This is a genomic window from Shewanella sp. BJSY2023SW001 (assembly GCF_047314685.1).
In the GTDB taxonomy this organism is placed as follows: domain Bacteria; phylum Pseudomonadota; class Gammaproteobacteria; order Enterobacterales; family Shewanellaceae; genus Shewanella; species Shewanella indica.
Window position 1 is genome coordinate 70,819 of sequence record NZ_JBKORF010000036.1, and the last position, 12,067, is coordinate 82,885.

Annotated in this window: 11 protein-coding genes and 1 pseudogene; 1 reads left to right on the top strand and 11 read right to left on the bottom strand. The window is 55.9% G+C overall.

Annotated elements, in window-relative coordinates; translation table 11 throughout:
• Positions 1 to 17: 17 nt before the first annotated feature.
• Positions 18 to 671, bottom strand: a pseudogene (locus ACMHXH_RS08505) (heavy-metal-associated domain-containing protein); the annotation flags it as partial.
• Positions 672 to 861: 190 nt separating this feature from the next.
• Between ACMHXH_RS08505 and ACMHXH_RS08510 the strand changes: the two are divergent.
• Positions 862 to 1,260 (top strand): MerR family DNA-binding protein, encoded by a 399-nt coding sequence (locus tag ACMHXH_RS08510; protein WP_144360745.1) that lies wholly within the window; start codon positions 862 to 864, stop codon positions 1,258 to 1,260.
• 5 nt (positions 1,261 to 1,265) lie between these two features.
• On the opposite strand, the gene ACMHXH_RS08515 is transcribed toward ACMHXH_RS08510, so the two are convergent.
• The 10 genes from ACMHXH_RS08515 to ACMHXH_RS08560 form a co-directional block, all read right to left on the bottom strand.
• Positions 1,266 to 3,323 carry an alpha/beta hydrolase family protein gene (locus ACMHXH_RS08515; RefSeq protein ID WP_144360744.1) on the bottom strand — a complete coding sequence of 686 codons (2,058 nt, stop codon included), beginning with the start codon at positions 3,321 to 3,323 and terminating at the stop codon, positions 1,266 to 1,268.
• A gap of 67 nt (positions 3,324 to 3,390) precedes the next feature.
• Positions 3,391 to 3,612: a hypothetical protein gene (locus ACMHXH_RS08520; protein WP_039032782.1), complete on the bottom strand. Its 222-nt coding sequence runs from the start codon at positions 3,610 to 3,612 to the stop codon at positions 3,391 to 3,393.
• A 102-nt stretch (positions 3,613 to 3,714) separates the two neighbouring features.
• Complete coding sequence (locus tag ACMHXH_RS08525; RefSeq protein ID WP_160289552.1) at positions 3,715 to 3,891, bottom strand: hypothetical protein; 177 nt, start codon at positions 3,889 to 3,891, stop codon at positions 3,715 to 3,717.
• Between the two features lie 104 nt (positions 3,892 to 3,995).
• Positions 3,996 to 4,751, bottom strand: coding sequence for an SDR family oxidoreductase (locus tag ACMHXH_RS08530; protein ID WP_039032781.1), 756 nt, complete (start codon positions 4,749 to 4,751; stop codon positions 3,996 to 3,998).
• Positions 4,752 to 4,761: 10 nt separating this feature from the next.
• Positions 4,762 to 5,661 (bottom strand): 3-hydroxyisobutyrate dehydrogenase, encoded by a 900-nt coding sequence (gene mmsB / locus ACMHXH_RS08535; RefSeq protein ID WP_039032780.1) that lies wholly within the window; start codon positions 5,659 to 5,661, stop codon positions 4,762 to 4,764.
• 77 nt (positions 5,662 to 5,738) lie between these two features.
• On the bottom strand, positions 5,739 to 6,851 hold the full coding sequence (locus ACMHXH_RS08540) for an enoyl-CoA hydratase/isomerase family protein (RefSeq protein ID WP_335911569.1): 1,113 nt from the start codon (positions 6,849 to 6,851) through the stop codon (positions 5,739 to 5,741).
• A 13-nt stretch (positions 6,852 to 6,864) separates the two neighbouring features.
• Entirely contained in the window at positions 6,865 to 7,638 is a 774-nt protein-coding gene (locus ACMHXH_RS08545) for an enoyl-CoA hydratase (RefSeq protein ID WP_335911571.1), read from the bottom strand.
• Positions 7,639 to 7,675: 37 nt separating this feature from the next.
• Complete coding sequence (locus tag ACMHXH_RS08550; RefSeq protein ID WP_025009787.1) at positions 7,676 to 8,833, bottom strand: acyl-CoA dehydrogenase family protein; 1,158 nt, start codon at positions 8,831 to 8,833, stop codon at positions 7,676 to 7,678.
• A 123-nt stretch (positions 8,834 to 8,956) separates the two neighbouring features.
• Positions 8,957 to 10,450, bottom strand: coding sequence for a CoA-acylating methylmalonate-semialdehyde dehydrogenase (locus ACMHXH_RS08555; protein ID WP_025009786.1), 1,494 nt, complete (start codon positions 10,448 to 10,450; stop codon positions 8,957 to 8,959).
• Positions 10,451 to 10,575: 125 nt separating this feature from the next.
• Positions 10,576 to 11,757: an acetyl-CoA C-acyltransferase gene (locus tag ACMHXH_RS08560; protein ID WP_319619384.1), complete on the bottom strand. Its 1,182-nt coding sequence runs from the start codon at positions 11,755 to 11,757 to the stop codon at positions 10,576 to 10,578.
• Positions 11,758 to 12,067: the final 310 nt, after the last annotated feature.

The window sequence follows — 12,067 nt, forward strand, 5'->3', positions numbered from 1 at the left end:
GCGGTAAACCCGGCGGCCTTTAACAGTTCGGTCAACTCGGCGGCGGTTTTATGGCTTTTCAGTGCAAGCTGTTTCTGGTTCAGATTGACCGTCACCTCAGCTTCATCGCTGAGTGCCTTACGAATACTGGCCTCACAATGGCCACAGGTCATATCGCCAACATAAAAGCGGAAGTTTTCCGGCTCACTTGTATTGCCAGGCGCAAGCGCTTGCGGGGTAAAGCCTGCGCCGGTTATCAATTCGGCCAGTTCGGCCGCGCTCTTGTGACTATTCACCCGTAGCTGTTTGTCTTTAAGGTCGACTTCTACCTCAAGCTCATCAGCCAGCGCCTTGCGAAGCTTACTCTCACAGTGGCCGCAGTTCATATCGGCAACATGGAAACTAAAGCGGCCAGGGGCTTCAGGGCTAGGTTCAGGGCTGGGCTCTTGCGCGCTGTCACTGGCGCCGGGAGCAGCAATCTCGGCCTGCTCGGCGTCATAACCTGCGTCTTTCAGTTTCGCCAACGCCGCGGCGGGGGTAAGCTCAGCGCCCGGGGCGAATGTCAGCGTCAACGACTTATCTGCCACCTCAGTAGCGGCTTCTACGCCGGTATCATCGGCGAACAGGGCCTTTATCTTGCGGGCGCAGCCGCCGCACTTCATATTCGCTATGGTGAATTGTATCTGGTCCATTGGAAACTCCCATCTGTGCCCCTCGCAAGCGAGGCTGGCTCAACACTGAGATAAAGGTTAAAGTCTCCAGTAACGGGAGAGTCAAGCCCGGATAATTATCCATAACAGAAAAGGTGCTCTGACTCTCAACAATGCGCTTGCGGCGCGACAAAATAGCCCACAAGAGTCCCAACAGGGCAGGAGTTCAGCGATGAAAATAGGCGAAGTGGCCAAGGCAACAGGTCTGAGTATCAAGAGTATCCGCTATTACCATGACATAGGCTTGGTTGAGGCCCACAGAGGCGACAATGGGTATCGTGAGTATCGGGCGGCTGAAATCGAGGCGCTCAAGTTTTTGCAGCACTGCCGCGAGCTGGGCTTTACCTTGGATGAATGCCGGGATCTGTTGCAACTGAAACACAATCCCAAGCGCTGCGCCGAGGATGTCAAACGTCTGGCCAAAGGGCACCTGCAGGCGTTGGAAGACAAAATGGCCAGACTGGCGTCGCTGCATGCCCAACTGAGCGAACTGGTATCCCAGTGCCGCGGCGGCAATCAGTCTGAATGCGCCATCATAGATGGCCTGTCCAGCGAAGCCAAACAGGCCTGAAGCTATCACTCAACTTGTTGTCCGGGCCGCGCCAAGGCTGCGGCATTGTCCAGCTTCAGTGCCGGTAGTGTGCCCGCCGGGGTGAAATCAAACACCATACCATAGAACACCAGCTCTGATTCCAACGCCAGTATCTTGTTGTGAGGCTGGCGGAAGCCATGTCCTTCTCCCTCTATGCCGATAAATGCTGTGGGCACCCCCTTGTCTTTCAGCGCCTTGTAGATATGCTGCGACTGACTCGGTGGCACCACCTTATCTTCGAGCCCTTGCAACAGCAGCAAGGGTTCGTTGAAGCCCTGCAGGTGGTACAGGGGCGAGCGTTCACGATATACAGCCTTCATTTTGGGGTAAGGGCCTATCAGTTGATCTAGGTATCTTGACTCAAACTTATGGGTTTCCTTGCCCAGCACCTCGATATCACTGATCCCGAAATAGCTCACCCCGGCCTTAAACTTATCATGGAAGGCTAAGGCCGAGAGCACGCTCAAGCCACCGGCACTACCGCCGCGAATCGCCAATTTCTCAGCATTGACCCAGCCTTGGTCAACTAAAAAACCTGCAGCCCAGACAGCATCCTCAACATCTGCCTTGCCCCAGTTGCCATAGAGGCTCTGGCGATATTGGCGGCCAAAGCCGGTACTGCCGCGATAATTGAGTTCAAACACGGCAAAGCCGCGGCTGGTCCAGTATTGAATGGCGCTGTCGTATGCCCTATTTGCGCTGGCGGTCGGCCCACCATGCAACATCATCAAAAGAGGCGGCCGGGTATCCGGCAGAGGTTGGTAATCACCATTTACCGGCGGATAAAAATAGCCGTGAGCCTTGCCTCCCCCCTTGGTGGTGAACTCAACATTGACGGCGCGGGAGATGTATCTGGGATCCAGACCACAAATTTTAGGTGCATACACAAGTTCTGTGCCGCGGCCGGAAACCTTATAGATGCCGCGCTCGGGTGTTGGCCTACTGCCAACGAAATAAACCCCGTCGGCCCCCTGCACCACCTGTTTGATATCGGCAAAGTCAGCAGCCAGCACTTCAATAACCCCGGTCTGCAGATCCAGTCGCAGCAATCCGGCATCCCCTTCCTTGTTGAAGCTGGCTATCAGGGTATTTTCATTTTCAAAGGCGTAAGCGTGCTGCCCCAACTTCCAGGCAGGGCCGCCAATTTCAGCCTTGAGTTGGGTAACCTGTTCGATATCGCCTTTGCCATCAAGTCGATAGAGGTTCCACCAGTTGTCATAGTCGGCAATAAAGTAGAGCACGCCGTTTGGGCTAAACAGGGGTTGCATCAGTGCGCCCTTGCGCTCGGGTGCGATTTGGCGAATGTTAGTCAACTGCCCCTTGCGATTGAGATCCCCAAGCCACAACTGAGTATTATCCCAAGGCATGTTGGGATGTTCCCAGGTGATCCAGGCAAGCTGAGTATTGTCGGCATTGATTGCCGGAGAACTGATAAAATCGTGCCCATCGACAAAGATATCCCCTTCACCGGAGAAATTCAGGTTAATGGTCACCAAACTGGCCTTGGGCTCACCCGGTTGGCGATGATCTTCCCGAACACAAATAATCCGTGAGCCCTTGGGGTAAGAGATACATTCCCCGTGACGGGTGCCATTGGGAGTCAGAGCCAGCGCCTCCTGATTCGGCGCTATCCGGTAAAACAGCTGATCCTGCCCCTTGGTGACAAACAGGCTCTGACCTATACCGAGAAAATCGCCACCGCCATACTCGTGAACGCGACTGCCAACACCAAAGGCCGGTGCCACCACACTGGTAATGCTGCCATCTTTTTCAAGACGCTTTATCCCCACCTTGCCGCCTTCGGCCGGGCTGGATTCCGAGAAATAAATCGCATCACCGACACTCTGCAGCTCACCTATTGCCGAGGCACTGCCGTAGACTTCGGCGGCCCCCAAAGGCGAGGCCCAGCTGCCATAAGCGGCGCTAATCCTCTGCTCATTGTCGGCAGGCGCTTGTTGCTCCTGCGCAGGTTGACCGCAACCCTGCAGCACGAACACCATCAGCGCTACGGCCAAAATTTGCTTTCCGGGATTGAAAATCATGGTTTCGTTTCCCCCCAACACCCACCCTCAGGCAGATTGAAACTACTACAACTTAAGTCTTGTGTTGTTATTTAAATTTGGCGCAGAACCACTGCAACACCCTGTACTGCTGCAAACTGGATAATCCAAAAAAGATGCAGATCCAAGGTGAAAGCAAATAGTACCAGGTGATGGGTTCAGTAGAGCGACCGCTGAGAAGCAGATAGAAGAATCCGAAATAGATTACCATGACACCCGCAATTCCCACCAACAAAAGCAGGCGCTTAATCTGTTTCTCCAACCAATGCATGGGTGAGTGTCGATACCTCTGGTACTTTTAACTTTTATTAGGGGGGATTGTTCAATCCGAGACAAGAATTGTCAACGTCTGTAATACAAAGCGGACAAGTATCTACCCCTCACCATTGCAGAATGATAACTTTTGCAAGACCCTGGCGCGTTCGCCGGTTTCATCCCGCTCACCGGCCAAATCCTCATAGAAGTACATAAGTTCAGAGAAGATATTCACCAACTTATCGCCGTCGTTCACATAGAGCTGCGGCGCATCATGGCAAAAGAAAATTAACAAACAAGCTGCCCGGTGGAGGAAGAAAACATCATCCCTGCCTTTGTTTGAAACCCGGTAAAGAACAGGGATGATATCTATTTTGGCCTTGATCTCAAGGCATTTAATTACAGGCGGATACCGCCGTCAATTTCAAATACCCGGCCATTGACATAGTCGTTTTCAATGATGAATTTAACTGTCGAGGCGATTTCAGCGGCATCCCCCAGACGGCCGACCGGTACCATTTTCTCCAGGCGCTCCAGCGCTTCCGGTTTCATGGCGGCGGTCATTTCGGTGGCAATAACCCCGGGTGCAACAGCAGCGGCCCGGATCTTGTAGCGCGCCAGCTCCTTGGCCCAGCCCACCGCCATGGCAGCGACACCTGCCTTGGAGGCGGCATAGTTGCTCTGCCCCACATTGCCGGCCCGAGCCAGGCTGGAGATATTGATAATCACCCCTTCCTGACCAGAGCTTATCATGGCGGCGGCGGCTTCACGGCCACAGAGGAAACTGCCGCTCAGGTTTACATTGATAACCGACTGGAACTGCTCCAGCGACATACGGTCTGTCACCTGACCCTCTTTGGCTTTGATCAACATGCCGTCACGCAAAATACCCGCGTTGTTTACCAGCACATTAAGCTGACCAAAATCTTCCAGAATGTACTGAAAGGTTGCCATCACATCTTCTTCATCTGTGATGTCCACCGCATAACCCTGCACTTCGGTCTCACCCAGCAGAGCACAGGCTTGCTCCAGACGGTCCTGATCCACATCGATCAGCGCCAGACGGGCACCGGCTGCGGCCAGCTCCTGCGCCATCGCCAGACCCAGTCCACCGGCTCCACCTGTGATGGCGACTACCTTACCTTTTACATCCATTGGGTTATCCTTATTTCTCTTGCTTGAATTGTTCAAAAATACTGGAAAAATCGCGACGACCATTACCCTTGCGGGCATGATTGACATAGAGGCTGCGCGCCAGTGCGCCCATGGGGGTGCTCGACTGACTGGACAGCGCTGCTTCCTGGGACAGACCGAGGTCCTTAACCATAAGATCCACCATAAACCCGCCCTGATAGTCATTGGACGATGGCACGCTTGGCATCACCCCGGGACAGGGGTTGTATTTCTCCAAGGTCCAGTTGCCGCCGCTCGAAACTTTCATGATATCTGACAGCACCTTGGGATCCAAACCATTATCTATCCCCAGACTCAGCGCCTCGCTGGTACCTACCATCAAGACAGACAACAGCATGTTGTTGCAGATTTTGGCAACCTGACCGGCTCCGGCACTGCCTGCATGGAAAATATTGGCGCCCATGCACTCGAGAACGGGTTTGGCCTTGGCAAAACCTGCGTCGCTGCCGCCGCAGATAAAGGTCAGCGTACCGGCCGCGGCCCCGGCGGTGCCACCGGAAACCGGCGCATCAACAAACTCAAGCCCTTTGGCGGCCGCCCCAGCCGCCACTGCGCGGGCACTGTCGGCATCTATGGTCGACGAATCGATAAGCAAGGTTCCCTCGGCCACAACATCCAGCAGCCCTTGCTGCTGCTCGCTACCGAGGTACAGACTACGCACATGCTTGCCAGCCGGCAACATGGTTACCACCACATCGGCACCCGCCGCTGCGCCACAGGCGCTCTGGGCAGTTATAGCCCCCTGCTCTGCCAGGCTCTGCATCGCCGCCGGCACCAGATCGAATACCCTAACAGTCATCCCGGCCTTGATCAGGTTGACCGCCATCGGCCCACCCATGTTGCCCAAACCAATAAAAGCCACTGTTGTCATCTGTTTGCTCTCCCTGTTGGAATCTTGTTTGCCGACGCCTTAACCAAAGACACCGGTCAATCTCGCAGTTAGGCCTGTTACAGATCGGCCAATGGGTGTTCATGTTCAAATGGCGACTCGAGCAAGGCAGATACCGCTTCTTGCGGTGCTATCTTGCCCTTGCCGTAACGCCAGCTGGGATTACGGTCCTTGTCGATAAGCAGCGCCCTGACACCCTCACAAAAATCACCTATGGCGCAGCAGTTGAGGCTGAGCCCCAGCTCGAAGCGGAAACAATCCGCCAGGCTCATGTCGGTCCCAAGCCTTGACTGCTCGTAGGCCAGCGCCCAGCTAAGCGGGCTGCCGCTCAGCATGGTGTCACAGGCGCGCTGCAACCAGCTCTCTTGGGTTTCCAGGGCCTGCATCTTGGCGAGAATTTCGGCCATATCTCCGGTCATCAGCTCATCAATCTGAGCCTGATGGCCCTTCAAGCGACTGCTGCCGGGACGCTCTTCACTCTGGGTTTCCAGTTCATTGAGCAGATCATGCAGCTTCTGCTGGTTGAGACTGGTGTTATTGCCCCAGTTCACCGTCGCCATGGCATCGAGCATGCGCTCTTTATCCGTTGAGGCCAGAAAATGATTGCCAATGCCGGTATAACGGGCATCGGCCGCATTCATATTGTAGGCAGTCAGGCCGAGAAACAGCCCAGTCTTGCCCGGCATGCGGCCAAGAAAATAACTGCCGCCGACATCCGGGTAAAGGCCTATGGTGACCTCAGGCATGGCGATGCGCGAGCGCTCGGTCAATACCCTGTGGCTGGCACCTATCATCAGCCCCAGACCACCACCCATCACTATGCCGTCGCCCCAAACCAATACCGGCTTGCCGAAGGTGTGCAGCTGAAAGTCGAGCCGATACTCCTCTTCGAAAAACACCCGGGCTTCCTGGGTGTAACTGCCGGGATTGGCCTGCTGCGCCTGATACAGCGCCCGCACATCTCCACCGGCGCAGAAGGCTTTGTCGCCGCTGCCGTCGAGGATCACGCAGGCAATCTGCTCATCCCGCTTCCAGGCAGCCAACTGCTTGGCCAGCAAACGCACCATGTTGAGATTCAGTGCATTGAGTGCTTTTTCCACATTGAGTGTCGCCACACCAATCAACTTGCCGCTGGCGGTTCCCAGGGTCTGAAATACCACTTCATGACTCATATCACCGCCCTCCTTATGCGTTTTTCCAGTTGGCTGCGCGCTTCTCCAGGAAGGCATTGACTCCTTCTTTCTGATCTTGGGTGTCAAACAGAGCCACAAACAGCTCACGCTCCAGCGGCAGCGCCTGAGCTCTTGGCATATTACGTCCGGCCTGGATCAACTGCTTGCAAACGGTTACGCTCGATGGGCTCTGCCTGGCGGCCTTGGTCGCCAGCGCAATGGCGGCGCTTAGGGCCTCACCCTTACCAACCACCTCTTCGACCAGGCCAATCTCACGGGCCTTGGCGGCATCGATTCGCTCACCGCACAGGATCATCCGCTTGGCCCAGCCCTCACCGACCAGAGCGGTCAGATTCTGGGTGCCGCCGGCACAAGGCAGCAGGCCAACTGTAGCCTCGGGTAATGCCAGCTGTGCCTGCTCTTCGGCGATACGGATATCACAGGCCAGTGCCACTTCCAAACCGCCGCCCATGGCATAGCCGTTAATGGCGGCAATAGACACACCACGAAAGGCGCTCAGGGTTTCAAATGCTTCGCCAAAACAGCGTGCCATGGTGGCGGCATTGCCTTTATCACCGTCGGCAAACAGCTTGAGATCGGCGCCGGCCGAGAAGAATTTCTCCCCTTCCCCTGTCAATACCAAGGCATAGATATCGGGATCATTGTTGAGCTCTTCCACCTTGAGGCGCAGTTCATTGAGGCTCTCGGCCGTCCAGGTGTTGGCCGGTGGATTATTGATGGTCAGAACAGCCGTATGGCCTTCGATATGCTCAATCAAAAAAGACATGAATGACTCCTTGCAATTCGGTTAAATGGGTGTGGCCTTAGAGGATCTCGCCGGCATGCTCATCCAGCAGACGGCGGGCGATGATAAGGCGCATAATCTCATTGGTTCCTTCCAGGATCTGGTGTACCCGTACATCACGGAAATGTCGCTCCAGCGGGTATTCGCGGATGTAGCCGTAACCGCCGTGAATTTGCAGCGCGCTGTCACACACGGCAAACCCTATGTCTGTGGCAAAACGCTTGGCCATGGCGCAATAAGCCGTGGCTTCGGGATCGCCGCTGTCCAGCTTAAATGCCGCCAGACGCACCATCTGCCGCGCGGCGACCAGTTCTGTGGCCATGTCGGCCAGCTTGAACTGCAGCGCCTGGAAGGCGGCCAGTGGTTTGCCGAACTGCTTGCGCTCATGCATATATTCGGTGGCGCGCTCAAGCGCAGCCTGAGCAGTACCCACAGAGCAGGTGGCGATATTGATGCGGCCGCCATCCAGGCCCTTCATGGCGAAGGTAAAGCCCTGGCCTTCCTCACCCAACAGATGATTAACCGGCACCCGCACGTTTTCAAAAGTAATGAGTCTGGTTGGCTGGGCGTTCCAGCCCATCTTGTCCTCGGCCTTGCCGTAGATAACGCCCTTGGCATCAGCCGGGATGGCAATCGCCGAAATTCCCTTGGGGCCGGCCTCGCCGGTGCGGCACATCACCACCAAAAGCTCGGTGGCGCCGGCGCCCGAGATAAACATCTTGGAGCCGTTAATCACATACTCATCGCCGTCGCGCTCGGCGCGGGTAGCAAGTGAAGCGGCGTCACTGCCTGAACCCGGCTCGGTCAGGCAGTAAGAAGCCAGCTTACTGCCTGTGGTCAGTGCTTCAGACCACTCGGCCCGCAGACTTTGCTGGCCCCAGGTCGTCACCATCCAGGTGGCCATGTTGTGAATGGTCAGCATGGCTGTGGTGGCAGTGCAGCCCTTGGCCAGCTCTTCAAAAATAATTGAGGCATCCAGACGCGACAGGCCCATGCCGCCTTCCGACTCGGGAGAATAGAGTGAACAGAATCCCAGCTCCCCGGCTCTTTGGATCACGTCTTTGGGAAAGTGATGCTCCTCATCCCATTTGGCGGCAAATGGGGCCAGTTCATCGGCGGCAAACTGGCGGGCCAGCTCGGCGAATTGGCGCTGATCTTCGTTGAGATTGAAATCCATGCTTGACTCCTGTGCGCAGATCTCTGCGTCTTGCGGTGATCCGGTGATGCCGGATCTCTTGTTATTTACTGTTGCGATTAAAAAGGGGCACCGGCCATTGCCGGTGCCCTTGGGCTCACACTGTTACTTGAGTGCGATAGTCATGTTGGGACCAGAGGCGATATCAGACTCGAACCAACGGCTGGTGATGGTCTTGGTTTCTGTGTAGAAACGCACCGCCTGCTTGCCGTAAGCGTGCTGATCGCCGTAGAAGCTGCCCTTCCAACCCGTGAAAGAGAAAAATGGCAGCGGCACTGGAATGGGCACGTTGATACCCACCTGACCCACTTCGATTTCATGCTGGTACTTACGCGCCGCGGCGCCGCTGGCAGTAAAGATAGAGGTGCCGTTGCCGTAAGGACTGGCGTTAACCAGCTCAATGGCATCTTCCAGCGACTCGGCTTCCATACAGCAGAGCACAGGGCCGAAGATCTCTTCCTTGTAGATGCTCATGTCCGTGGTTACCTTGTCGAACATGGTCGGACCGACCCAGTTGCCTGACTCATAACCAGGTACAGTGCAGTCGGAACCATCGAGCAGACACTCGGCGCCTTCGGCCTTGCCCTCGGCGATAAGCTTGAGCACCCGCTCTTTGGCGGCCGGGCTGATGAGTGGGCCGTAACCGGCTTCCTTGTCATCCCAAAGACCGGGACGCACCTTGGACAGGGCTTCTTTCAGCTCAGGGATCCACTCTTTGGCGGCGCCGACAAACACAGCGACCGACAGCGCCATACAGCGTTGACCGGCAGCGCCAACCGAGGCGCCCACCAGGTTATTGATCACTTGCTGCTTGTTGGCATCAGGCATGATCACGCAGTGGTTCTTGGCACCGGCAAAGGCCTGCACCCGCTTGAGGTTGTCAGTGCCTGTCTTGTAGATGTACTGACCCACGCCCACAGAGCCCACAAAGGAAATCGCCTTGATATCCGGGTGAGACAGCAGTACATCAACCGCCGTTTTATCACCATGAACCAGCTGCAGCACCCCCTTGGGAGCCCCGGCCTGTTCAAACAACTCCACCAGACGCTGCGGCGTCATTGGGTCCTGCTCAGACGGCTTGAGAACGAAGGTGTTGCCGCAGGCGATAGCCAGCGGGAACATCCACAGCGGGATCATCGCCGGGAAGTTGAATGGCGTAATCCCGGCACAGACACCCAGCGGCTGAGTGTAGGAGTAGGTATCTATGCTGCGGGCCACGTTCTCAACCGTTTCACCCATCAGCAAGGAGGCGATGTTGCAGGCATGCTCGGCCACTTCAATGCCGCGCCAGACATCACCCTTGGCATCTTCAAAGGTTTTACCCGTTTCCTGGGCCAAAATGGTGGCCAGCTCGTCATGGTGCTCTTTCAAAAGGTGCTGATAACGCAGCATTACCCGAGCGCGTTCGGAAACGGCCACTTCCTTCCAGCTCTTGAAGGCTTCCTTGGCGCTGGCGATGGCGCGCTCAACTTCCGGCTGGGTCGCACAGTTGATAAAGGCGATGGTCTCATTGTTGGCCGGATTGGTAACATTGATCTGCTTGCTGCCGGAACCGTTGACGAATTCGCCATCTATGTAGTGCTTGACTTGTGTGCTCATAAGAATTCCTTGTAGGTAGTGGGACGACGCACCTACAGCTCTTGTGGCTGCTTTTTGATGGCGCCGTGTCCTGTCTTGTTGATTACTTTAATTTGTTGCCGGCCGCTGTCGCGGCCGACGGGATATCAGATCTCAATCGCCATAGCTGTGGCTTCACCACCACCTATGCACAGCGATGCCATACCACGCTTGAGGCCTCGGGCCTTGAGCGCATGAATGAGAGTCACCAACAGACGGGCGCCGGAGCAACCTATCGGATGACCAAGCGCACAGGCACCGCCATTGACGTTGACCTTGGCGGCATCCAGCCCCAACTCGCTGATGGCCAACATGGTCACCATGGCGAAGGCTTCGTTGATTTCGAAAAGGTCGACCTCATCCTTGCTCCAGCCGGTCTGTGCCAAGAGTTTTTGCATGGCGCCCACAGGCGCCGTGGTAAACATGGCCGGCTCTTGGGAATGGGTAGCATGGCCCTTGATGGTAGCCATCACTGCCAGCCCCAGGTTTTCAGCCTGTTCACGGCTCATCAGCATCAAACTGGCGGCACCGTCGGAAATCGAACTGGAGTTGGCGGCGGTAATGGTGCCGTCTTTGGCAAAAGCGGGACGTAGCGCCGGGATCTTGTCAGGGCGGGCATTGCCGGGCTGCTCATCGGTATCAATCAGAGTATCGCCGCGGCGGCTGCTTACGGTTACCGGGACTATCTCCTCCTTGAAGGCACCTGAGGTGATGGCCGCATTGGCTTTTTCCAGTGAGCTCAGGGCGAAAGCGTCCATGGCTTCACGGGTCAGGCCAAAATCGTCGGCGGTTTTCTGGGCGAAGGTTCCCATGGCGCCCCCTGTATAGGCATCTTCCAGCCCATCGAGGAACATATGATCCAGCATCTTACCGTGGCCCATACGCATGCCGCCGCGAGCCTTATCCAGCAAATATGGCGCCTGACTCATGCTCTCCATACCTCCGGCAATCACGATATTGGCACTGCCGGCCTTGATAAGATCGTGCGCCAGCATCACGGTTTTCATCCCTGAGCCGCACACCTTGTTGACTGTGGTTGCGCCAACAGACTGGGGCAAACCTGCCCCTAAAACCGCCTGTCTGGCAGGGGCCTGACCGAGGCCGGCCGGCAATACACATCCCATCAGCACTTCATCGACCTGTTCGCCCTTCACTCCTGTAGTTTCCACCAAGGCCTTGATGCTGGAAGCCGCCAGCTGAGGAGAAGGCACAGTGGAAAGACAGCCCTGAAAACCGCCCATGGCGGTTCGTTTGGCGGCGACGATAACAATATCCTGAGGACGACTCATTGTTGACTCCCTTGTTGGGCACCCAAACACCGGCCCAACAGCAGGCCGGCGGTGTTAGGTGCAGCAAATTTGCACTCTGTTGCTGCCACTTTGACGTTTACGCGAACGTAAGGCAAGTAATAATTAGTCTAATACAGGCTCTGTTTATAGGTATTTTTGTCAGGGAGGATTTACAGCAGGATGACAGCGCGTGCCCTGAAAGAAAGCCAAAACACTACGGCTTAGAAAATATTAGAGAAGGAAATATCAGTTTAAGGAAGCATAAGCAGTAGAGGCTGACGCCATCTGGCTTGATATGAGCTAAGCCCTG

Bases quoted from the DNA above. Each gene is read 5' to 3' on its own strand.
- ACMHXH_RS08510 (WP_144360745.1), top strand. From the start codon at position 862: ATGAAAATAGGCGAAGTGGCCAAGGCAACAGGTCTGAGTATCAAGAGT.
- ACMHXH_RS08515 (WP_144360744.1), bottom strand. From the start codon at position 3,323: ATGATTTTCAATCCCGGAAAGCAAATTTTGGCCGTAGCGCTGATGGTG.
- ACMHXH_RS08520 (WP_039032782.1), bottom strand. From the start codon at position 3,612: ATGCATTGGTTGGAGAAACAGATTAAGCGCCTGCTTTTGTTGGTGGGA.
- ACMHXH_RS08530 (WP_039032781.1), bottom strand. From the start codon at position 4,751: ATGGATGTAAAAGGTAAGGTAGTCGCCATCACAGGTGGAGCCGGTGGA.
- mmsB (WP_039032780.1), bottom strand. From the start codon at position 5,661: ATGACAACAGTGGCTTTTATTGGTTTGGGCAACATGGGTGGGCCGATG.
- ACMHXH_RS08540 (WP_335911569.1), bottom strand. From the start codon at position 6,851: ATGAGTCATGAAGTGGTATTTCAGACCCTGGGAACCGCCAGCGGCAAG.
- ACMHXH_RS08545 (WP_335911571.1), bottom strand. From the start codon at position 7,638: ATGTCTTTTTTGATTGAGCATATCGAAGGCCATACGGCTGTTCTGACC.
- ACMHXH_RS08550 (WP_025009787.1), bottom strand. From the start codon at position 8,833: ATGGATTTCAATCTCAACGAAGATCAGCGCCAATTCGCCGAGCTGGCC.
- ACMHXH_RS08555 (WP_025009786.1), bottom strand. From the start codon at position 10,450: ATGAGCACACAAGTCAAGCACTACATAGATGGCGAATTCGTCAACGGT.
- ACMHXH_RS08560 (WP_319619384.1), bottom strand. From the start codon at position 11,757: ATGAGTCGTCCTCAGGATATTGTTATCGTCGCCGCCAAACGAACCGCC.